Consider the following 20,299-nt stretch of genomic DNA (forward strand, 5'->3'; position numbering starts at 1 on the left):
ATGACCCCCGAGCCCTCCACCTCGACCGGGGCGCTGGCGCGCCTCGGTTTCTCGAGCACCGACCGGGTGCGCCGCTTCCTCGCCGATCCCGCCCTCGCGGCGCTCGGACCCGGGGCACCGCTCGCGATCGGCGCCACCGCCGACGGGGACGACGCCGTGCTGGGCCTGCTGCGCCTCGCCGAGGCCGGCCACGCCGCCGGGCACGGGACGCTCATGGACGAGTTCCTGGCGGGAGTCGGCACCGAAGGCACGCCGGGGGAGCGGCTCGTCCGCCTGCTCGGCACCTCGGTCGCGCTGGGCGACTTCCTCACCCGCCACCCGGAGCAGCTCGAGGCGCTCCGCGAAGGTGATGACCAGCTGCGCCTGTCCGGCGAGGAGTTACGCACGGCGGTGCTCGAGGCCGTCGGCGCGGACCCGGAGGGCACCCCGCCGGTCGCCGCCCTCAGCGGCCGGGAGGCCCGGGACGCCCTGCGGGTGGTCTACCACCGTCGGCTGCTGCAGATCGCGGCGGCCGACGTCATGGCGGCCGATCCGACCGCGCTGCAGCCGCAGGTCTCCGCCGCGCTGGCCGACCTCGCCGACGCCTCGCTCGACGCGGCCGCGGCGATCGCCCGGCGCTCGGTGGAGGGGCAGGAGCACGTGCACTGGTCCGTCCTCGCGATGGGCAAGACCGGGGCGCGGGAGCTCAACTTCATCTCCGACGTGGACGTCCTGCACGTGGTCGCCCCCGCCGGTGAGGGCGAGGCGGCCTGCGACGAAGAGCAGCTGGTGGTGATCGGCTCGGCCCTCGCGCGGGAGCTCGCGCGGGTCTGCTCGGACCGCACCTCGGAGGGCTCCCTGTGGCAGGTCGACCCGAACCTGCGACCGGAGGGCAAGGACGGCCCGCTCGTGCGGACCCTGGACTCGTACCGCCGCTACTACGAGCGGTGGGCGCAGTCCTGGGAGTTCCAGGCGCTTCTGAAGGCGCGCGCCGCCGCGGGCGACCGCGCGCTCGGCACCGCCTTCGAGGAGATGGTGGCGCCCTGGGTGCGGCAGGCCTCCACCCGTGACGGCTTCGTCGAGGACACCCGGGCGATGCGTCGCCGCGTCGTCGCCCACATCCCCCGCGGCGAGGCGGACCGCAACATCAAGCTCGGCCCGGGCGGACTGCGCGACGTCGAGTTCACGGTGCAGCTGCTGCAGATGGTGCACGGCCGCACCGTCGAGAACCTCCACCACCGCTCGACCCTCGAGGCCCTCGCCCGGCTCGGCGCGGAGGGGTTCATCTCCCGCGAGCACGTCGCGGAGATGGACGCCGCCTATCGCTTCCTGCGCTGCATCGAGCATCGCATGCAGCTGCACCGCCTGCGGCGCACCCAGGTGCTGCCCACGGCTCCCGTGGAGAAGCGCCGCCTGGCCCGCACCATGGGGCTCACGGTGGAGGCCTTCGATCAGCAGTACCAGCGCACCCGGCGCCGCGTGAGGCAGCTGCACGAGGAGATCTTCTACCGGCCGCTGCTCACCACCGCCGCGGCTCTCAGCGACGGCGAGATCGCGCTCAGCCCCGAGTCCGCCGGGGCCCGCCTCACGGCGATCGGCTACCGCGACGGCGCCCGCGCGCTGACCCACATCCAGGCCCTGACCTCCGGCATCTCCCGGCGCGCGAAGATCCAGAAGCAGCTGCTCCCGGCGATGCTCGAGTGGTTCGCCGACGGCATCGACCCGGACCTGGGCCTGCTGGCCTTCCGTCGGCTCTCCGACACCATCGGCTCCGCACATTGGTACCTGGGACTGCTGCGCGACTCCGGCCTGGCCGCGAAGCGGCTCACCCGGGTGCTCTCCGGCAGCCGCTTCGTGGGGGAGCAGCTGGAGCAGATCCCCGAGGGGGTGCGCTGGCTCGCCCGCGACGAGCAGCTGCGGCCCCTCGGCCGGGACCAGCTCGGACGGGAGTTCCTCGCGGTGAGCACGCGGGTCGACACCGTCGAGGTCGCCCAGGAGGTCCTCCGGCGCACCCGCAACCGAGAGCTGCTGCGCATCGCCCTCGCGCACCTCACCGGGATCGCGACCCCGCGCGAGGTCGCCGTGGCCCTCACCGACCTCGCCGAGGCGGTGCTCGAGGCCGGAATGCTCGTGGCCCTGCACGTGGTGGCCCGCGAACGGGGCGCGATCGCGGAGGGTGCCGAGACCCTCGACGAGGTGGACGAGGTCGACGAGGGCACTGCGCATCGTCTGCGGGAGAAGCGCTCGGACCCCGCCCGCGCTCTCGGGGTGGAGATGGCGATCCTGGGGATGGGCAGCTTCGGCGCCCGCGAGATGGGCTACTCCTCCGACGTGGACGTGCAGTTCCTCGTGCTCGACCGCGGCGCCGGCGAGGCGACCGGGGAGATCGGCATCGCGGTCGCCACCCAGATCCAGCGGATCCTCAACGCCCCGGCTGCGGGAGCCGACATGAAGGTCAACGCGGACCTGCGCCCCGAGGGGCGCAGCGGACTGCTCGCCCGCAGCCTCGAGGGCTGGGTGGACTACTACCGCCGCGACGCGCTGACCTGGGAGAAGCAGGCCCTGCTGCGGGCGCGGCCGGTCGTCGCCTCCGAGGCGGTCTCCGCCCGCCTCACCGAGGAGATGGATCGCCACCGATATCCCGCCGGAGGCATCGGTCCGATCGAGCGCCGCGAGATCACCCGGATGAAGGCCCGCGTCGAGTCCGAGCGGCTGCCCCGCGGGGCGGACCCACTGCGCCAGGTCAAGCTGGGTCGCGGCGGGATGACCGACGTGGAGTGGACGGTGCAGCTGCTCGCCCTCGAGCACGGGCACGAGGTCGAGGGGCTGCGCAGCCCCGGCACCGTGGCGCAGCTCGAGGCGGCGGCGGAGGCGGAGCTGCTGCCCGGGCGGGAGGCGCGGGAGCTGATCGACGCGTGGATCCTCGCCTGGCAGATCCGCCGCGGGCTCTTCCTGTGGAAGGGGCGAGAGGGGGTCGTGCTGCCGACGGACCGGATCGAGCTGCGCGCCCTCGCGCTCCTGATCGACGGCCCGGACGCGACCGCCGTCGCCCTCGAGGAGCGCTACCTGCGGTTGACCCGACGAGCCCGGGTACTCGCCGAGAGAGTCATCTTCGGCACCGAGGACTGAGACGTGTCGGTTCCCCCCCGCGGCGCTGTGACGAGGCGGGCATCCCCGGCGCGTCCCGCCTGCCCGCGCAGGAGACGGTGCCCGACAGCGCGTACCGTGGGCGGGTCCCCGGTGCAGGGTGCCCGCATGCCCCGCATCGACCCCGTCGTCCCGCTCGAGGAGCCATGACCACCCCTTCGCTCAGCGCTGACACCCCGCGCGGCCGCATGTACCGCCTCGAGCCCGACGGCCCGCTCATGTTCCCCTCGATCACGACCGTCGCCGGGATGCGCGCCAAGGACCACCTCCAGGGCTGGTACGCGACGATGGCCTCGAAGCGGGCCCTGGAGATGTACTCCTGGCTGGATCGGAACCCCGCGCGCGCCGCTGCCGAGATCTCGCGAGTGACCCGCGACAAGTGGGGATCGCAGAAGCGGATCGCCGCCGCGGCCGAGGAGTACACCCGCACCGCCGCAGACTTCGGCACCCTGGTCCACGCCGCGTGCGAGCTGTGGGGGCGCAGCGGCTCCCGCCCCTCCGAGTCCGAGATCGAGGGACTCGCCGACGGCATGCGCACCGCCCAGGGCGCCTTCGCGACGGAGAAGAGCCCCCAGGCGCTCCAGCAGCGGGTCGCGGTGCGGCTGGACGGCTACGGCTCCTTCCTCGAGGACTACCAGCCGGAGTTCGTGGAGATCGAACAGACGGTCGTCAACCGCACCGTCGGCTACGCGGGCACCACCGACGCGATCGTGCGGATCGGGAACACGCTGCTCAGCGCGGACATCAAGACCTCGAAGAAGGTGCGCGGCGACTACGCCCTCCAGGGCGTCGCGGTCGTGCGCGCCGAGGAGCTGGTCGACGACGACGGCACCCTGCGCGAGATGCCGGAGCTGACCGGGGCCTTCATCATCCATCTGCCGGAGGCGGGCGGGTACCGGGCGGTGCCGCTGCGCACCGGGGATGCCGAGTTCGAGGTGTTCCGCGCGCTGCGGGACGCCTGGTCGTTCGAGCCCGACGAGTGCGCGCTGCCCGAGGCGTCCTCCTCGAAGGACCTGCTGCTGTCCCTGCTGCGCGCCAAGGGCGGGCTCGACGGCATCGCCTGAGCCGCCCGTCCCCGCCCCGGCTCATTCGGGCCGCAGCATCCCCTCGGCCCGGGCCCGGGCGACCGCCTCGGTGCGGCTGGTGACGCCCAGCTTGTCGAAGATGTGTACGAGGTGGGTCTTCACCGTCGCCTGGGAGAGGAAGAGCTCGCTCGCGATGGCGGCGTTGGTGCGCCCCGCGGCGACCAGTGCGAGCACCTCGATCTCGCGTGAGGAGAGGGAGTGCCCGCCGTCGCGGCGCTGCAGCCGGCGGGAGATCCGCGGGTCCAGGGCGGAGCCCTCCGTGCGGGCGCTCCGAACCGCCGCCACCAGCTCCTCGGCGGGGGAGTCCTTGAGCAGGTACCCCCTCGCCCCGGCGTCCATCGCGGCGGTGACGTCCTGGTCGTTGTCGTAGGTGGTCAGCACCAGCACCGCGGGCGGCGGGTCGAGGGCGACGAGCTCGGCGATGATCTCCGTGCCGCGCACGCTGCCGGCCCCGTAGGAGAGATCCAGCAGTACCACGTCCGGGTGGACCGATCGGGCGAGCAGCAGTGCCTCCGCGGCGGTCGCAGCCTCGGCGACCACCTCGAGGTCCTCCTCGGCGGCGAGCACGGCGAGCAGGCCGCGGCGCACGATCGCGTGGTCGTCGGACAGCAGGATGCGGATCATCGGGTCTCCTCGGGCGCGGGCAGGGACGCCTCCGAGAGCGGGTGATCCGGTCCGGGCTCCCGGTCGGTGAGCGGCGCGGCGGGCAGGATCACCTGCACCGCCGTGCCCTCCCCGGGAGCTGACTCGATCACCAGCGACCCGCCCACGGAGGCGGCCCGGGCCCGGGCGGAGCGGAGGCCGAAGCCGGCTGCGGCCTGCGGGTCGAAGCCGCGCCCGTCGTCGACCACGTCGAGGATCAGCAGGCCCCCGTCGCGGGCGATGCTCACGCCGATCCGTCGGGCGTCGGCGTGCTGCACGGCGTTGGCGAGCAAGGATTCGACCAGGCGCAGCAGGGCCCGGGAGCTGCTACGGGGCAGGGCGTCGAGCTCCGCCACCTCCAGATCCAGGCGCAGCCGGGTCGCGAGCCCGCCGACGGCGCCGGCCTCGTCGAGGAGGACGCGCAGGTGTGCGGCGAGCTCGGCGCCGACGGGGGAGTCGGCGTCCCCCGCGTCGACGAAGCGACGGGTCTGGCCGCCGGTGCGGGCGGCCGTGGTGCGCGCCTCCTGCACCAGGCGCCGGGTCTCGACGAGATCCTCGCGGGCCAGGGCCCTCTCGGCGGCGTCGAGCAGGAGGTGGATGGACTGAACGGACTGGGCGACGGTGTCGTGCAGCTCGGAGGCGATGCGGTCGCGCTCGGCGGCGGTGGCGGCTGCGCGGGTCTGCTCCGCGATGGTGTCGCGGGCCTCGGCGAGTTGACGGGCCAGGCGCGTGCGCCGATCCACCTCGTGCTGCAGCGCGCGCACGGTAAGCACGACCGCGAGCGCGACACCGGCGCCGATCACCGGGCCGATCAGCTCGCCGAGGCCGGGATCCGCGGACCAGGCCGTGAACCCGGCGACGGCGAGGGCGGTCACCAGCGCGAGGGCGAGCACCCCGCCGAGGATCGGCAGGGCGTAGAGCACCGCGAAGTCGAGGCCGAAGGCGATCCATACCGCATTCGGGGAGAGCAGGAAGCCGACCGCCCACACCGCGATCGAGGCGAGCAGATAGCCCAGCGCCCACCAGCTGCCGTCGGGACCGGGGGAGTGCCGCAGGGCGCGTCGCGCCCCGAGGGAGTAGACGGTCGTGAACACGGCGAGCAGCCCGAGGAGGCCGAGGTCGGCACCGCTCGCGGGCGGGGCGAGGGTGATCGCGGCGACGACCAGCACCAGCAGGTAGACGAGTGCGTGCACCGCCCAGCGCAGGGCGGCGGCGAAGGGCACGGCCGTGAGGTCCGCGGCATGGTCCACGGGTGGAGTCGGCGTGCCGGTCGTCATGGCGGCGACTGTATCGCCCCGCCATTGAACATCTGTTCCGGGATTCCCTTGTGCTCCGATTGAACACGTGTATAGCCTGGTGGCGAGGCGCGAGGAGGGGCAGATGAGCGACCGAGGTCGGACCGACGAGCACATCCTCCGCGCCGCGCTGGCGCGTTTCGCGGTGGAGGGCCTTCGTGCCCCGCTGCGCCGCGTCGCCGAGGACGCCGGTGTCAGCGCGGGGCTGATCATCCACCACTTCGGCACCCGCGACGCCCTTCTGGCCGCGTGCGACGCCCACGCCCTCGAGATCGCGCGCCGCGAGAAGACGAAGGTGGTCACCGGGGACTCCGCGGCATTGCTGACCCAGCTCGCCCAGGTCGAGGAGTACGCCCCCGTCGTCGGCTACGTGCTCCGCCGCCTGCAGGCCGGCGGTCCGCTCGCCCAGCAGCTGGTGGGCGACTTCGTGGACGACGCCGCGGCCTATCTCGCCGCGGGGGAGGAGACGGGCACCATCTCCCCGAGCCGTGATCCGAGGGCCCGCGCCCAGGTGCTCACCGAGATGGCCCTCGGAGCCCTGGTGCTGCAGCTCCCCGGCGACGCCGACCCGCTCGAGCTCGAGGACCTGCCGCGCTGGATGCGCGACTACACCGCGAAAATCCTGCTGCCCGTGCTCGAGCTGTACACCCAGCCTCTGCTCACCGACGCCACCCTGCTCGAGGCCGTCCTGGCCGATCAGCCCCCCGAAGGAGGCCCCCGATGATCACCACCACGCCCGACAGCGCGATCAGCATCCACGACCTGACCAAGACCTTCGGCTCCTCCACCGCCCTCGACGGCTTCTCCCTCGAGGTCCCCGTCGGCGAGGTCACCGGCTTCCTCGGGCCCAACGGCGCCGGGAAGTCCACCACCATCCGCATCGTGCTGGGACTGCTGCGCGCGACGTCTGGCCGAGTGCGCGTGCTGGGCATGGACCCCTGGGACCGGGCCGTGCAGATCCACCGCCGCCTGGCCTACGTCCCCGGAGACACGAGCCTCTGGCCAAGCCTGACCGGCGGCGAGGCGATCGACGTGCTCACCCGCTCCGAACGCTCCGCAGCCTCCCGCGCCCGACGCGAGGAACTCATCGAACGCTTCGAGCTGGATCCCACGAAGCGCTGCCGCACCTACTCCAAGGGCAACCGGCAGAAGGTCTCCCTGATCGCCGCGCTGAGCCGCGACGTGGACCTCTACGTCATGGACGAGCCGACCTCGGGCCTGGACCCGCTGATGGAGGCGATCTTCACCGACGAGGTGAGCGCTCTGCGCGCCGCCGGCCGCACCGTGCTGCTCTCCAGCCACATCCTCGCCGAGGTGGAGAAGCTCTGCGACCGAGTCACGATCATCCGCTCGGGGACGGACGTGGAGAGCGGCACGCTCGCCGAACTGCGCCACCTCACCCGCTCCACCGTCTCCGTCGTCCTCGACGGAGACCCCCAGCCCCTGCGGGACCTGCGCGGCGTCCACGACCTCGTCGCCGAGGCGGGACGGGTGCGCTTCGACGTCGACGACACCGCGGTCCACGACGTCCTGCCGGTGCTCACCACACTCGATGCGCGAAGCCTCACGATCACCCCGCCCTCCCTCGAGGACCTCTTCCTGCGCCACTACGGCGAGGACCTCTCCACCTCCACCGCGGGCGCCTCCGCCGCAGGAGCGGCCGCCGCGGGAGCCCGCTCATGACCGCGCACCCGGCGGATCCCGTCGCCCCGAGCGACCGCCCGCACCTCCGTGAGATGCCGCCTGCCTCCCCGGCGAGCGGCCTCGGCACCCTGCTGCGGGTCACCCTGCGGCTCGCCCGTCGGCGCCTGATCTGGTGGACGCTTGCCGTCGCGGTGCTGGTCCCCTCCTCGGTCATCGCGATCCAGGAGGCCTATCCCGACCAGGCCGCGCTCGACGCCCGCGCTGCGCTGCTCGGCAATCCCTCCGCCGTGATCATGACCGGGCCGGCGTTCGCGCAGGACCAGTACACGCTGTGGGCGATGGTCGCCAACGAGCTGCTGCTGTATGTGCTGCTGCCCGCCGCGATCCTCGGCGTGCTGCTCACCGTCTCCCTCACCCGCGGGGAGGAGGAGGCGGGTCGGCTCGAGCTGCTGCGCTCGCTGCCCGTCGGCCGCTCCGTCCCGGCGCTGGCCGCCTTCGCCGTGGTGCTGCTGGCGGCACTGCTGGTCGGGACGGCGACCGCCGGCGGACTGATCGCCGCGGGAGGGGCGGTACCCGACTCCCTCGCCGTCGGCGCCGCGGTCGGACTCACAACGCTCGTCTTCGCCGCGGTCGCGGCCGTGATCGCGCAGGTGACCGAGCACGCGGGAACCGCCTCCGGGGCGTCGCTGGGCGTGCTCGCCCTCGCCTTCCTGGTCCGCGGGGTGGGTGACGTGCTGGACCCGCAGGGATCGTGGCTGTCCTGGCTCTCACCGCTCGCCTGGGCGCAGCAGACCCGCGTCTACGTCGACCTGCGCTGGTGGCCGCTGCTGCTCTGCCTCGGCCTCACCCTGCTCCTGGGAGCCGTCGCGGCGGTGCTCGGACGACGCCGCGACCTGGGCGCCGGTCTGCTCGCCGCGCGCTCCGGGCGGGCGACGGCCCCCGCGCTGCTGCTGGCCCCGGGCGGCCTCGTGCCATGGCTGCTCGGCCGGAGCCTTATCGCTTGGGGAATCGGACTGTTCGTCTTCGCCGTCGCCGTCGGCAGCCTCGCCTCCTCCCTCGAGGATCTCGCCGCGGACATGCCCGACCTGAGCACCTACGCACCGCTCGACCTCGACGACCTCACCACGTCCTTCTCCGCCTATCTGCTGATGATGCTCGCCATCGGACCCCTGGCCCTCGCGGTCTGGGGGATCCTCCGCCTCGGCGCCGAGGAACGGGAGGGCCGGCTCGCGGCGCTGCTGCTCTCGGGGACCTCGCGGACCGCGGTCGTCGGCGGCTGGGTCGCCGTGGTGCTCGCGGGGAGCGCGCTGCTGCAGATGCTGCTCGGCCTCGGCCTGGGCCTCGGCGTGTGGACCGCGACGTCCGAGACGCACTGGGTGGGCGACCTGGTGCTCGCCTCCCTCGCGTACCTCCCGGCGATCGCCCTCGCCGCGAGCGTCGCCCTGCTGCTGTACGGGCGGCGCCTGCGCCTCGCGGGACTCGCCTGGCTGCTGGTCGGCTGGTGCGCGCTCGACACCATGCTGGGCACGCTCCTGGACCTCCCGGACGTCGTGCGCGGGCTGAACCCGCTGTTCCACGTGCCGCTCGTGCCCGATGCTGAGTGGGAGGCGGGACCCGCGGCGGCGCTGCTGGGGGTCGCGGTCCTGCTGGGGGCGGCCGGGCTGCTGGCACTCCGCCGACGCGACCTCGTGGCGGGCTGAGCCCCACCCGGGGGAGGCGCGTGACGGGGGAGGGCCGACGGAGGACGTCCCGCCCGTGCGGGTGCACGCCGACGGTTCGATCACGGAGGACACCTCCGAGCAGACCCGCTGCCTCGAGGGCGGGTACACGGTGATCGACGTGCCGACCCGCGCCGAGGCCGAGGACTGGGCGTGGAAGATCGCGGTGGCCTGTCGCTGCCCGCAGGAGCTGCGACTGTTCATGCACGATCACGAGAGCTGAGGACGGGCGGGAACCAGCGCGCCGCCGGTCCTGCCCCTCGGCACGGAGCGTCCGCCCGGGGGGCGTCAGCCGGTGCAGTCGGCGGTGCCCCGCTCCGGTGCCGACTCTGACGCTGCTGCCGGCTCCGACTCCGCGCGGGACCGAGCGGCGCGGGCATGCTCTCGATCGGCCTCCCGCAGCACCCGCGGCAGCACGAGCAGCGTGACCAGCACCGCGGCGACGGTGAAGGCGAGCTGGGCACAGGGCAGGGCAGCGGGTCCCTGCAGCTCGAGCACCTGCCCGCCCACGAAAGCGCCGCCGGAGATCGCCAGGTTGAAGGCGACGGCGATGATCGCGCCGGCGAGACCGTGGGCGCGCGGCGTCGCCACCCGCAGCGCCGCGGACTGCACGAGCGTGGGGAAGCCCGCGAAGGCGATGCCCCAGAGGGCAACGAGGACGGCCGTCGGCACGATGCCGGCCAGCAGCGCCATCGCGACCACCGCGAGCGCGGTCGCGCCGAGCACGAGGGTGAGGATCATGGTGAGGCCCCGGTCGGCGACGACCCCCACCAGCACCAGGCCCGCCGCGGAGGCGAGACCGAAGACGAACAGCAGCGTGCTCAGCGCGCCGACCGTCACGCCGCCGGGCCCGAGGATCCACGGGGAGATGTACGTGTAGAGCGAATACTGACCCAACGCCGCGAGGATCACGATCAGCGACGGCACGAGCATCCGATGCAGTCCGCGGTCCCCCAGGAGACTGCCGCGGGCCGGCTCGGCGATCGGTCGGGGCACGGCCGGCAGGAGGACCGCGATCGCGAGGGCGAAACCGATCAGGACCAGGCCGGCGGCGCCGAAGGCGGCCCGCCAGTGCAGGGCCAGGCCGATCGCGGTCCCGAGAGGCACGCCGAGGATGAAGCCGAGCGAGGTGCCCATGTTCACGACCGACACGGCGCGGCCCACCTGAGCCTGCCGGACGAGGCTCGCGGCATAGGGCATCGCGGTGGACCAGAAGAGACCGTGCCCGAGCCCGCCCAGCACGCGCGATCCGGCGAGCAGGCCATAGGTGGGGGCGAGGGCGCTGATGAGGTTCGCGAGGCCGACGGCGAAGATCGCGATCACCAGCAGCCGCTTCTGCCCGATACGGGAGGTGAGGATCGTCAGCGGCAGGGCGGAGATCGCGACGGTCAGCGCGAAGGTCGAGACCAGCAGGCCGATCCTCGCCTCGCTCACCCCGAGTCCCGCGGCCATCTGCGGCAGCACCCCGGCCGGCAGGAACTCCCCGGTGTTGGCCGCGAAGGCGGCGCCCATCAGGAGCAGCAGACGGCCCAGGGGGAAGCGGGCGGCGGGAGAGGGGGCATTCACCGATCCAGGATCCGGAGGCTGACGGGCCTGGTCAAGCCGCGGAGCCGGTGTGAGACGAGAGCGACGACCGGTCCCGGGAGAGAGGAGGTGAGGAGGGGGTGAGACAGCGGAGCGCGCATGTCGGACGATGAACCCATGGAGCACGGGGAGGCGGCGAGCAGGCCCGCGGGTGAGACCGACGTCCATGCGGAGCGGCGTCGGCTCCTCGCGCTCGCCTTCCGGATGACCGGGACGATCGCGGAGGCCGAGGACGTCGTCCAGGAGACCTACCTCCGCTGGTATCGGCTCTCCGCTGCGGAGCGAACGGCACACGATCGCTCGCGCGAGCCAGTTCCATGAGTTCGCCGGGCAGGTCGCCGCTCGCGCGAGCGTCGGTCCGCTGACCCTCGTGCCGCGCATGCCGACCCGGCCGGTGTCGGCCGAGGACGTCGGCTCGCACCTGGTGGGCGTCGCCGAGACAGGCCCCGTAGGCCGTGCAGCGGACCTCGTCGGACCCCGGGAGGAGACGCTGGGGGAGATGGTCCGGCGGCTCTACGCGGCGACCGGGGTGCGTCGGCGGATCGTGGAACTGCGCTTCCCCGGCGCCTACGGTCGCGGGCTCACCTCGGGATCGCTCCGGGGATCCGCCGGTGCCCTCACCGGGCATATGACCTTCGAGGAGTGGCTCCGCTCCCAGCACCGGTGAGGCACTCCCCGGGGGCGCGCCCGTGAGGCGGCGCCCCCGTGTCACGGCGACACCCCCATGTCCTGGGTGACCGCGGTCACGATCGCCCGCGGGGAGAATGGTGGGCTCGAGGGGGTCACCGTCGCTCCCGCTCCCCGTCCTCGGAGGATTCCGCATGACCCGTCCGAACATCGTGTTCATCCTGTCCGACGACCACGCCGCGCACTCGATCTCCGCCTACGGCAGCCGGGTCAACACGACCCCGCACATGGACCGCCTCGCCGCGGAGGGCGCGATCACGGGCGCTCTCTACTGCACCAACTCGATCTGCACGCCGTCGCGCGCCTCGATCCTCACCGGCACCTACAGTCACGTGAACCGCGCCTGCTCCATCTACTCCGAGTTCGACTACCGGGTGCCGACCTTCCCGGAGGTGATCCAGGAGGCCGGCTATCAGACAGCGCTCTACGGGAAGTGGCACCTCGGCCGCTCGAAGCAGTCCCGGCCGAGGGGCTTCGATGACTGGCTGATCTACCCGGACCAGGGACACTACTGGTACGCGGAGATGACGGGGCCCGACGGGGAGGCGGTGCAGCCCGGCTACGCGACAGACGTGGTCACCGAGCACAGCCTGCGCTTCCTGGAGGAGCGCGACCCGGAGCGCCCGTTCTGCCTGCTGGTCCACCACAAGGCCCCGCATCGGCCGTGGGACCCGCACCCCCGTTACGAGGGGATGTACGAGGCCGGCACGATCCCGGAGCCGGAGACGATGGACGATCCGCACGAGGGTCGCGCCCAGGTGGTGCGCGAGGTGCGGATGAAGCTGGACGACCTCCGCCCTCGGGACGTGAAGGACCAGATGCCCGCCGAGCTCGAGGGGGAGGAGCGCCGTCGCGAGCGCGCCGCCTGGAAGTACCAGCGGTACATGCGCGACTACCTCCGCTGTGTGCAGGCGGTGGACGACTCGGTGGGGCAGATCCTCGACCGCCTCGAGGCCGACGGGATCGCCGATAACACCCTGGTCATCTACACCTCTGACCAGGGCTTCTTCCTGGGAGACCACGGCTGGTTCGACAAGCGCCTGATGCTCGACGAGTCGCTGACCATGCCGATGCTGCTGCGCTGGCCGGCGCGGATCCCCGCGGGGACCCGCGTCACCGACACGCTCTCGAATATCGACATCGCCGCGACCCTGCTCGAGGCGGCGGGGGTGGACGTGGCGTCGGCACTGCCCGATCAGCAGGGCCGCAGCTTCCTGCGCCAGCTGGGCGGGGAGCAGGTCGAGGACTGGCGTCAGGCCGTCTACTATCGCTACTGGGAGCATGACGACCCGGAGCACCATGCCCCGGCGCACTACGGCGTGCGCACCCCGGAGCTGAAGTACATCCGCTACTACAACGACGGGCTGGGCAGCCCAGGGTCCTCGAACCGGATCATGCCGATCGAGGACGAGCTGTACGACCTCGTGGCCGATCCCCGCGAGATGACCAACGTCGCCGCCGACCCGGCCTACGCCGCGCAGCTCGCGAGGATGCAGGAGCTCACCGCCGCGCTGCAGACCGAGTACGGCGATGCCCCGTACGAGGGCCCGGACACGCCTCGCCTGGAGTGGCCGACCGTGCGGTGATCCCCGCAGCCCGCACGACGAGCGGCCCGCCGCACCCCGAGGAGGGGGTGCGGCGGGCTGTTGCTGCATCGGGCCGGAGGGCTCAGATGTCGTAGTAGAGCTCGAACTCGTGGGGGTGCGGGCGGAAGCGGAACGGATCGATCTCCGTGGTGCGCTTCAGCTCGATCCAGGTCGAGATGAGGTCCTCGGGGAACACGTCGCCCTCGGTGAGGAAGTCGTGGTCGGCCTCGAGGGCGTCCAGGGCGGCGCCGAGGGAGTCGGGCAGCTGCTGGATCTGCGCGTGCTCCTCCGGGGGCAGCTCGTAGAGGTCTTTGTCGATCGGCTCCGGCGGCTCGATCCGGTTGCGGATGCCGTCGATGCCGGCCATCAGCTGCGCGGCGAAGGACAGGTACGGATTCGCCGACGGGTCCGGGGCGCGGAACTCGATGCGCTTGGCCTTCGGGGAGGAACCGGTGACCGGGATGCGGATCGCGGCGGAGCGGTTGCGGGCCGAGTAGACCATGTTCACGGGGGCCTCGAAGCCCGGCACCAGACGCTTGAACGAGTTCACCGTGGGGTTGGTGAAGGCGGTCAGCGCGGGGGAGTGGGCGATGATGCCGCCGATGTACCAGCGGGCGATGTCGGAGAGACCGCCGTAGCCGCGCTCGTCGAAGAACAGCGGCTCGCCGTCCTTCCACAGCGACTGGTGGGTGTGCATGCCCGAGCCGTTGTCGCCGAAGAGGGGCTTGGGCATGAAGGTCGCGGTCTTGCCGGCGTCCCACACGGTGTTCTTCACGACGTACTTGAACTTCATGACGTCGTCCGCCGCCTGCTGCAGCGTGTTGAAGCGGTAGTTGATCTCCTGCTGACCGGCGGTGCCGACCTCGTGGTGGGCGCGCTCGACCTCCAGGCCGACCTCGCTGAGCACCGCGCAGATCTCATCGCGCAGGTCCGCCATCTGATCGTTCGGCGGGACGGGGAAGTAGCCGCCCTTGAGACGGGTCTTGTAGCCCTGGTTGCCGCCGAATTCGGACTCGTCGCGGTCGGTGTTCCACACGGCCTCGTCGGAGTCGATCGAGTAGAAGCCCGAGTTGACGGAGGTCTTGAAGCGGACGTCGTCGAAGATGTAGAACTCGGCCTCGGCGGCGAAGAAGGCGGTGTCGGCGATGCCGGTCGACTTCAGGTACTCCTCGGCCTTCGCGGCGACGGTGCGCGGGTCGCGGGAGTAGGGCTCGTCGGTGAACGGATCCACGATCGAGAAGTTGACGATCAGGGTCTTCCGCTCGCGGAAGGGATCGAGGTAGGCGGTCTCGAGGTCCGGCACGAGCTTCATGTCCGACTCGTGGATGGCCTGGAAGCCGCGGATCGAGGAGCCGTCGAAGAGCTGACCGGTGGCGATGGCCTCCTCGTTGAAGCTGCTCGCCGGCACGTTGAAGTGCTGCATGACGCCGGGAAGGTCGCAGAAGCGGATGTCGATGAACTCGACGCCCTCCTCTTCGATGTACTTGACGACCTCGCTGGGATTGTTGAACACATCTCCTCCATCCGCGCCGGGGCGGCGCGCCGTTCTGGTCCTGCCCGGGGCTCGTCGTGCCGCACGGGCGATCTCCTGCTCCGAGGCCGGCACGCGCTGCGGGCCGGACTCGGTGGGAGCAAGCTTATGCGCCGTCGGTCCCGCCTTCCCGAAGCGCGTCCTCGCCCAGGACCCCCGGATAGGCTCCCTCCGTGATCGAACGCAAGGACCTCGGCTCCTGGATGGAGGGCGCCCCAGGCGACCCCGGATACGTCAAGGGCTCGTCCCTGCGACTGCCGCCGACGGGCCACGGATCCGTCGCCCCGTTCTGGCGCCGGCCCCTCGCGCTGGTGATCGACTGGGCTCTCGCCGTGGGGGTCTCGACCGTCGCCTTCGACTACGACGCGCTCGCCAACCTGGTCCTCTTCGCAGCGGTGAACGTGCTGTTCCTGACGCTTTTCGGGGCGACTCCGGGGCAGTACGCGCTGCGGATGCGAACCCTCCCGGTGCGCGGTCGCAGCCCGATGATCCTGCGCGCGCTGATCCGTACCGGGCTGATGCTCCTGCTGCTCCCGGCGGTGGTGTGGAACCGGGATGCGCAGCCCCTCCATGACGCCGCCGCGGGCACCGCGGTGATCCGCGTCTGACGAGTCCGTACAGGAGCGGACGAGGGCTGCGGGCGCCCCGGGACGCGGGAAACGCGCCTGCACGCTGTTCGCCGGTCGAGCAGACCGTTGCGGGCCGATTTCCCTTGTGACCTGGGCAAAGAAAGTTTGGTTACGAAAAGGTCACGGCGGCAACGGTCGGATCACGAGACGCCGGGACGCGAGGTCGGGCGGCGTGATCGAGCGTCCCTCGCCGAGCCCCGACCCGCATTCCGTGCTCGGGAGGCGGCTCGTCGACCTCGGTCGGATGAGCTCGACCGAGGCGGGCACCTGGATGCTGCTGGTGGCGATCGGATTCCTCGAAGCGGCCGCGATCCACGGGCGCGGCTGATCCGACAGAGGGACCGCGTGGACCCGGACGTGGCGCTCGTGGACGACCACTATGTGCACTGGTGCCGCCGTCACGGGCAGATGCCGCGCATCGGCAACAGCCGGCAGTGGACCTGACGACCTGACCGACGACTCCCGGGACAGCACGACGCCCCCGTCGGCCGCAGCCGGACGGGGGCGTCTGGAGCGCTGGGGCGCGGGGGCAGGGCGGATCAGCGGCCGCGCATCGCCTTGCGGTTGGGGCGGGCGCGCATCGGGTCCACGCCCTTGGGCACCTGCTGGCGGATCGAGCGCTGCAGCGCCGAGAGGCGCTTGGTGACCTGCGAGGCCTCGTCCTTGGTGAGCTCGCGCTTCATGCGGGTCATGTAGCCGGGGAGTTTGTGCAGGGGCACCTCGCCCTCGCCGTCGCCCACCACGATCTGGTGCACCGGGACGCCCTCGTGCTGGAGCACGCGGCGGATCGAGCGACGCTCCTTCTCGAGCAGCTTCATCGAGGTCGAGGAGGAGTCCTCGGCGACGATCGCGATGCCGGCCCGACCCGACGCGCGGAAGAGCATCTTCTGGCTGCGGGGATCGATCTGCACCGGCTCCTCCGTCACGTTCCAGCCGCGACGGATCGACTGCATGGCGGCGAGCGCCGCACCGGGCTGGCCCTTGATGCGGCTGAACGCGGCGCGCTCCGCCTTCCGGGCGAGGATTAGCATCGCGCCGAGCAGGCCCACGGCGATGCCCAGGAAGATGCCGTACCAGGGGCTGTTCAGCACCAGCCAGGACACGAGGACGCCGACGACGATCGCGCCGAGCATCGCCGCCAGCATCAGCGGCAGCGTGGTGCGGTCCACCTCCTGGGTGTACCTGTACACCTCGAGCATCTGCTTGAGGCGGCCGGGCTTCTTCGGCGCGGACTTCTCGGACTCGCTCTTGCGGGCCATGGGGGTGGGGGTCCTTCCGGGGGTGCGGACTCAGCTCGCGGCGGCCGGGGAGCGACGGGCGACGACGCTCGCAGCCTCCTGACGGGCGGGCTGGTCCTGATCGAGGTGGCGGAGGTTCTCAGGGATCTCCCGCCCCAGCTTCTTCATGGACTGCGCCCACAGCTTGCCCGCGCGGTACGAGGAGCGGACCATCGGTCCGGCCATCACCGCGAGGAAGCCCATCTCCTCGGCCGCATGGGACAGATCGAGGAACTCCTCGGGCTTGACCCAGCGGTCGATCGGATGGTGGAGCTTGGAGGGGCGCAGGTACTGCGTGATGGTGATGATGTCGCATCCGGCGTCGCGCAGCCGCTGTAGCGAGTCGAGGATCTCGTCGGTGGTCTCGCCCATGCCGAGGATCAGGTTCGACTTGGTGATCATCCTGGCGGACTTGCCCAGCGAGATGACGTCGAGGGAGCGCTCGTAGCGGAAGGCGGGACGGATCTGCTTGAAGATCCGCGGCACCGTCTCGAGGTTGTGCGCGAACACCTCGGGCTTCGCATCGAAGACCTGCTGCAGCGCCTCGCCGTTGCCCTTGATGTCGTCGATCAGCAGCTCGACGCCGGTTCCGGGGTTCATGGCGTGGATCTGCTCGCAGGTGCGGGCGAACAGACCGGCCGCGCCGTCGGGCAGGTCATCGCGGGCCACGCCCGTGATGGTCGAGTAGCGCAGTCCCATCTCCTGCACGGACTTCGCGACCTTGAAGGGTTCCATCGGGTCCACGGCCATCGGCTTGCCGGTGGCGATGTCGCAGAAGTCGCAGCGGCGGGTGCAGGTGTCCCCGCCGATGAGGAAGGTCGCCTCGCGGTCCTCCCAGCACTCGAAGATGTTCGGACAGCCCGCTTCCTCGCAGACCGTGTGCAGGCCCTGGCCGTGCACCCGCTTCTTCATCGCGCTGTACTCCGGACCCATCACCGCGCGGGTCTTGATCCAGTCGGGCTTGCGCTCGATCGGCACCTCCGCGTTGCGTGCCTCGACGCGCAGCAGGCGTCGGCCCTCGGGAGCGAGTGTCACCGTGATGCCTCCATACGTTTGACGGTCCTGGCAGTCTATCGATCCGCGCGCGGCAGGCGTCGGTCAGGCCACCCGCGGCGAGGTGCGGTGCGCCACGAGATCGGTCAGCGCCTCCGCGGCGAGATCCACCACGTCCGCGACGGCGACGCGGCGGCCCGCCTCGCGAGTCAGCGTGGTGACCCCGGCGTCGTCGATCCCGCAGGGGATCACGTTGCGGGCCCACGAGAGGTCGTTGTCGCAGTTCAGGGCGAAGCCGTGCATGGTCGCGCGCTTCGAGACCCGCAGCCCGATCGCGCACACTTTGCGATCCTCGGCCAGCTCGCCCTCGGCGCCCTCGGTGCCGCGCACCCACACGCCGCTGCGCCCCTCGACGGGGATCGTGTCCACGCCCAGCTGCCCGCACACGCCCATGATCGTCCGCTCGAGATCGCGGACGAAGCCGACCACGTCGATCGGCACGGGCAGCTTCACGAGCGGGTAGCCGACGAGCTGCTGGGGCCCGTGCCAGGTGATCTTCCCCCCGCGGTCGATGTCGACCACCTCGGCGCCGTCGCGCGGGCGCTCGTGGTCGGCGGTGAGCTTGCCCGCCGTGTACACGGGCTGGTGCTCGAGCAGCAGCAGGGTGTCCGGCCGCTCCCCGGCGACGACCTCGGCATGGAGCCGGCGCTGCAGATCCCAGGCGGCGCGGTAGTCGACCGGCCCCTCCGGCAGGCCGAACTCCTCGTGGCGGTCCCCGCCGGGGAGGGGTTCGCTGAAGCCGAGACGGATCACATCGAGCATCCGCCCAGAGTACTCCCGCGGTCCCTCACCTGCGCATTGTGGATGACCGACGGGGGAGGGGGCGTGGTGGGCTTCACTGGTCGCCATGCACGACTACGACGAGGATCGTTTCGCGGCCGGAGCGCCGTCGCTGTCCGGCCCGCGCGGGAGCGGCTGGTCGGCCGACGGGGACCGAACGCGACCGTCGGCCGGGCGACATGCGCGGTCGGAGACGAACGCGGTCGAGCGGCCGCGGATCCTCCACGCCGACGGGGACGTGGTGGTCGAGCAGGTTGCGCTGCAGGGGCGCGAGGGCGTGGTGCGGGTGCGAGCTCTCAGCGGGGAGGGCCGACGGGCGGTGCGGGACCAGGCACAGCTGCTCGCCGCCCTCGAGGTCGACGCCCTGCGCGCGGCCCCAACGGTGCTGGCCCTCGAGGACGACGCCTACCTGCGCGAATCCGCCCCGGAGCTGGCGCGGCGGGGCGGCCGCCGCGCCGACCACGACGGCACTCCGCCGACGGCCGAACGGCTCGCCCTCGGGGCGGTGCGCGAGGACCTCGAGGCGCTCGTGGGGGCGCTCCATGCGCGGGGCTGGTTGCTCGGTGCCCGCGGGGCCTCGGCGCTAGGGCTCCGGGCCGACGGGACCGTCGTGCTCCTCGACCTGCGCGGCCTGCGTCGTGGTGATGACGCTCTGGATCAGCTCGCCGATCGGCACTGGATCGACGCGACCCTTTTGGACCGCGATCGCACCCTGCGCCGCCGCATCGACGACCATCGAGCGGTGCAACAGGGGCCCGTGGCGGTCGGGGACGGGCCTGCTGGGACGACTGAGCCGGTCCGGCAGTGGGCGGGGGTCGCCGCCGAGGAGATCGAGCACGGCGACCGACTGGCAGGGGCGGAGGGGCAGGCCGAGCACCGGGCCGGGCCCCGCCCTGCCCCGCGGGCGGCGGAGGTCGACTCCCCTCGGAGCTCACGGAGCAACTGGACCACCCGGTGGGGCACCAGGGGCACCCAGAGCACCCGGGGCGCTCGAAGCACACCGGTCGCCCACCTGGTGCGATCCGTGCACCGCCTCATCGTCGATCCCGGCACCCGCCGTATTGCGCTGCTCAGCGGGGCGAGCGTGCTCGCGGCCGGTCTCGTCCTCGGCACCGGCGGCTGGCTGCTCTCCGACAGGCCTCGCGGGGAGGGGTCGGCGAGCGAGGTCGGGACCGGCGAGACGACGGGGGAGTCGGGGACGGAGGGAACCGGGGCAGGGCCGGACTCCGGGGCCGGGACCGCAGCGGTCCCGATCGAGGACCCGTGGTCGCTCGGCGCTGAGCTCGCCGGCTCCCGTCACGCCTATCTCACCAGCGCCTCGGACCAGGCACCCACCGCCGCCGGAAGCGCCGCCCGCGCGGAGGACGACGCCGTGCGCGCGGCGTACGAGGGTGCGACCGTCCGCGGCGGCGGACCGGTCGTGCAGGACGCGGAACTGCTAGAGATCGATCTCGACGCCGGCACCGCCGCGCTCCGACTGGAGACCTCGACCGAGGCCGCGACCATCACCGACGCGGCGGGTGAGGCCACGGAGGTGCCCGCGACCGCGCCCGGCACCGTGATCCTCGATCTCACCTGGGACGGGCGCCAGTGGCTGATCACAGAGGTGCGCGAGCCCGTCGCCTGACCCCGTCGTCCCGGCGGCAGCGCTGCGCCCGGGCC

Annotated in this window: 19 protein-coding genes; 12 read left to right on the plus strand and 7 right to left on the minus strand. The window is 72.3% G+C overall.

The window, feature by feature from the left end; genetic code table 11:
* Positions 1-3,108 carry a bifunctional [glutamine synthetase] adenylyltransferase/[glutamine synthetase]-adenylyl-L-tyrosine phosphorylase gene (locus ACZCAH_RS02300; protein WP_464339528.1) on the plus strand — a complete coding sequence of 1,036 codons (3,108 nt, stop codon included), beginning with the start codon at positions 1-3 and terminating at the stop codon, positions 3,106-3,108.
* A gap of 164 nt (positions 3,109-3,272) precedes the next feature.
* The gene (locus ACZCAH_RS02305; RefSeq protein WP_464339529.1) at positions 3,273-4,190 is read left to right on the plus strand and encodes a hypothetical protein; all 918 of its coding nucleotides are present in this window, start codon (positions 3,273-3,275) and stop codon (positions 4,188-4,190) included.
* A 21-nt stretch (positions 4,191-4,211) separates the two neighbouring features.
* Here ACZCAH_RS02305 and ACZCAH_RS02310 read toward each other — a convergent pair whose 3' ends face one another.
* Positions 4,212-4,835 (minus strand): response regulator, encoded by a 624-nt coding sequence (locus tag ACZCAH_RS02310; RefSeq protein WP_464339530.1) that lies wholly within the window; start codon positions 4,833-4,835, stop codon positions 4,212-4,214.
* Positions 4,832-6,130, minus strand: coding sequence for a sensor histidine kinase (locus ACZCAH_RS02315; protein WP_464339531.1), 1,299 nt, complete (start codon positions 6,128-6,130; stop codon positions 4,832-4,834). Before ACZCAH_RS02315 ends, ACZCAH_RS02310 begins: the two co-directional genes overlap by 4 nt.
* A 103-nt stretch (positions 6,131-6,233) precedes the next feature.
* Here ACZCAH_RS02315 and ACZCAH_RS02320 point away from each other — a divergent pair, with 103 nt between their 5' ends.
* Genes ACZCAH_RS02320 through ACZCAH_RS02335 form a run of 4 tightly spaced genes read left to right on the plus strand, consistent with a single transcriptional unit; the run spans position 6,234 to position 9,733 of the window.
* The gene (locus ACZCAH_RS02320; RefSeq protein WP_464339532.1) at positions 6,234-6,872 is read left to right on the plus strand and encodes a TetR/AcrR family transcriptional regulator; all 639 of its coding nucleotides are present in this window, start codon (positions 6,234-6,236) and stop codon (positions 6,870-6,872) included.
* Positions 6,869-7,831: an ABC transporter ATP-binding protein gene (locus ACZCAH_RS02325; protein WP_464339533.1), complete on the plus strand. Its 963-nt coding sequence runs from the start codon at positions 6,869-6,871 to the stop codon at positions 7,829-7,831. Before ACZCAH_RS02320 ends, ACZCAH_RS02325 begins: the two co-directional genes overlap by 4 nt.
* Positions 7,828-9,492, plus strand: coding sequence for an ABC transporter permease (locus ACZCAH_RS02330; RefSeq protein ID WP_464339534.1), 1,665 nt, complete (start codon positions 7,828-7,830; stop codon positions 9,490-9,492). The genes ACZCAH_RS02325 and ACZCAH_RS02330 overlap by 4 nt, the downstream gene beginning before the upstream one ends.
* Positions 9,493-9,547: 55 nt before the next feature.
* On the plus strand, positions 9,548-9,733 hold the full coding sequence (locus tag ACZCAH_RS02335) for a hypothetical protein (RefSeq protein ID WP_464339535.1): 186 nt from the start codon (positions 9,548-9,550) through the stop codon (positions 9,731-9,733).
* 65 nt (positions 9,734-9,798) lie between these two features.
* On the opposite strand, the gene ACZCAH_RS02340 is transcribed toward ACZCAH_RS02335, so the two are convergent.
* The gene (locus ACZCAH_RS02340) at positions 9,799-11,076 is read right to left on the minus strand and encodes an MFS transporter (protein ID WP_464339536.1); all 1,278 of its coding nucleotides are present in this window, start codon (positions 11,074-11,076) and stop codon (positions 9,799-9,801) included.
* Between the two features lie 117 nt (positions 11,077-11,193).
* Here ACZCAH_RS02340 and ACZCAH_RS02345 point away from each other — a divergent pair, with 117 nt between their 5' ends.
* The 3 genes from ACZCAH_RS02345 to ACZCAH_RS02355 all read left to right on the plus strand — a co-directional run bounded on the left by ACZCAH_RS02345 (position 11,194) and on the right by ACZCAH_RS02355 (position 13,367).
* The gene (locus ACZCAH_RS02345; protein ID WP_464339537.1) at positions 11,194-11,415 is read left to right on the plus strand and encodes a sigma factor; all 222 of its coding nucleotides are present in this window, start codon (positions 11,194-11,196) and stop codon (positions 11,413-11,415) included.
* Between the two features lie 49 nt (positions 11,416-11,464).
* Positions 11,465-11,761 carry a hypothetical protein gene (locus ACZCAH_RS02350; RefSeq protein WP_464339538.1) on the plus strand — a complete coding sequence of 99 codons (297 nt, stop codon included), beginning with the start codon at positions 11,465-11,467 and terminating at the stop codon, positions 11,759-11,761.
* 154 nt (positions 11,762-11,915) lie between these two features.
* Positions 11,916-13,367 (plus strand): sulfatase family protein, encoded by a 1,452-nt coding sequence (locus ACZCAH_RS02355; RefSeq protein ID WP_464339539.1) that lies wholly within the window; start codon positions 11,916-11,918, stop codon positions 13,365-13,367.
* Positions 13,368-13,449: 82 nt separating this feature from the next.
* Here ACZCAH_RS02355 and glnA read toward each other — a convergent pair whose 3' ends face one another.
* Positions 13,450-14,880, minus strand: coding sequence for a type I glutamate--ammonia ligase (glnA, locus tag ACZCAH_RS02360; protein ID WP_329746626.1), 1,431 nt, complete (start codon positions 14,878-14,880; stop codon positions 13,450-13,452).
* A gap of 191 nt (positions 14,881-15,071) precedes the next feature.
* Between glnA and ACZCAH_RS02365 the strand changes: the two genes are divergently transcribed.
* Both ACZCAH_RS02365 and ACZCAH_RS02370 read left to right on the plus strand, forming a co-directional pair.
* A complete protein-coding gene (locus ACZCAH_RS02365) occupies positions 15,072-15,506 on the plus strand; it encodes an RDD family protein (protein WP_464339540.1) in 435 nt (144 codons plus the stop codon).
* Positions 15,507-15,699: 193 nt separating this feature from the next.
* Positions 15,700-15,855 (plus strand): hypothetical protein, encoded by a 156-nt coding sequence (locus tag ACZCAH_RS02370; RefSeq protein WP_464339541.1) that lies wholly within the window; start codon positions 15,700-15,702, stop codon positions 15,853-15,855.
* Positions 15,856-16,066: 211 nt separating this feature from the next.
* On the opposite strand, the gene ACZCAH_RS02375 is transcribed toward ACZCAH_RS02370, so the two are convergent.
* The 3 genes from ACZCAH_RS02375 to lipB all read right to left on the minus strand — a co-directional run bounded on the left by ACZCAH_RS02375 (position 16,067) and on the right by lipB (position 18,619).
* Entirely contained in the window at positions 16,067-16,786 is a 720-nt protein-coding gene (locus tag ACZCAH_RS02375; RefSeq protein ID WP_329746629.1) for a DUF4191 domain-containing protein, read from the minus strand.
* A 30-nt stretch (positions 16,787-16,816) separates the two neighbouring features.
* Positions 16,817-17,839 (minus strand): lipoyl synthase, encoded by a 1,023-nt coding sequence (gene lipA, locus ACZCAH_RS02380; RefSeq protein WP_464339542.1) that lies wholly within the window; start codon positions 17,837-17,839, stop codon positions 16,817-16,819.
* Between the two features lie 63 nt (positions 17,840-17,902).
* The gene (gene lipB / locus ACZCAH_RS02385; protein WP_464339543.1) at positions 17,903-18,619 is read right to left on the minus strand and encodes a lipoyl(octanoyl) transferase LipB; all 717 of its coding nucleotides are present in this window, start codon (positions 18,617-18,619) and stop codon (positions 17,903-17,905) included.
* Between the two features lie 85 nt (positions 18,620-18,704).
* Here lipB and ACZCAH_RS02390 point away from each other — a divergent pair, with 85 nt between their 5' ends.
* The gene (locus ACZCAH_RS02390; protein WP_464339544.1) at positions 18,705-20,264 is read left to right on the plus strand and encodes a hypothetical protein; all 1,560 of its coding nucleotides are present in this window, start codon (positions 18,705-18,707) and stop codon (positions 20,262-20,264) included.
* The last annotated feature ends 35 nt before the right edge of the window (positions 20,265-20,299 follow it).

Source organism: Brachybacterium sp. B718/18 (genome assembly GCF_055454375.1).

Excerpts from the sequence above, each read along its gene's own strand:
- ACZCAH_RS02300 (WP_464339528.1), top strand. The coding sequence starts at position 1 with ATGACCCCCGAGCCCTCCACCTCGACCGGGGCGCTGGCGCGCCTCGGT.
- ACZCAH_RS02305 (WP_464339529.1), top strand. The coding sequence starts at position 3,273 with ATGACCACCCCTTCGCTCAGCGCTGACACCCCGCGCGGCCGCATGTAC.
- ACZCAH_RS02310 (WP_464339530.1), bottom strand. The coding sequence starts at position 4,835 with ATGATCCGCATCCTGCTGTCCGACGACCACGCGATCGTGCGCCGCGGC.
- ACZCAH_RS02315 (WP_464339531.1), bottom strand. The coding sequence starts at position 6,130 with ATGACGACCGGCACGCCGACTCCACCCGTGGACCATGCCGCGGACCTC.
- ACZCAH_RS02320 (WP_464339532.1), top strand. The coding sequence starts at position 6,234 with ATGAGCGACCGAGGTCGGACCGACGAGCACATCCTCCGCGCCGCGCTG.
- ACZCAH_RS02325 (WP_464339533.1), top strand. The coding sequence starts at position 6,869 with ATGATCACCACCACGCCCGACAGCGCGATCAGCATCCACGACCTGACC.
- ACZCAH_RS02330 (WP_464339534.1), top strand. The coding sequence starts at position 7,828 with ATGACCGCGCACCCGGCGGATCCCGTCGCCCCGAGCGACCGCCCGCAC.
- ACZCAH_RS02345 (WP_464339537.1), top strand. The coding sequence starts at position 11,194 with ATGTCGGACGATGAACCCATGGAGCACGGGGAGGCGGCGAGCAGGCCC.
- ACZCAH_RS02355 (WP_464339539.1), top strand. The coding sequence starts at position 11,916 with ATGACCCGTCCGAACATCGTGTTCATCCTGTCCGACGACCACGCCGCG.
- ACZCAH_RS02375 (WP_329746629.1), bottom strand. The coding sequence starts at position 16,786 with ATGGCCCGCAAGAGCGAGTCCGAGAAGTCCGCGCCGAAGAAGCCCGGC.
- lipB (WP_464339543.1), bottom strand. The coding sequence starts at position 18,619 with ATGCTCGATGTGATCCGTCTCGGCTTCAGCGAACCCCTCCCCGGCGGG.
- ACZCAH_RS02390 (WP_464339544.1), top strand. The coding sequence starts at position 18,705 with ATGCACGACTACGACGAGGATCGTTTCGCGGCCGGAGCGCCGTCGCTG.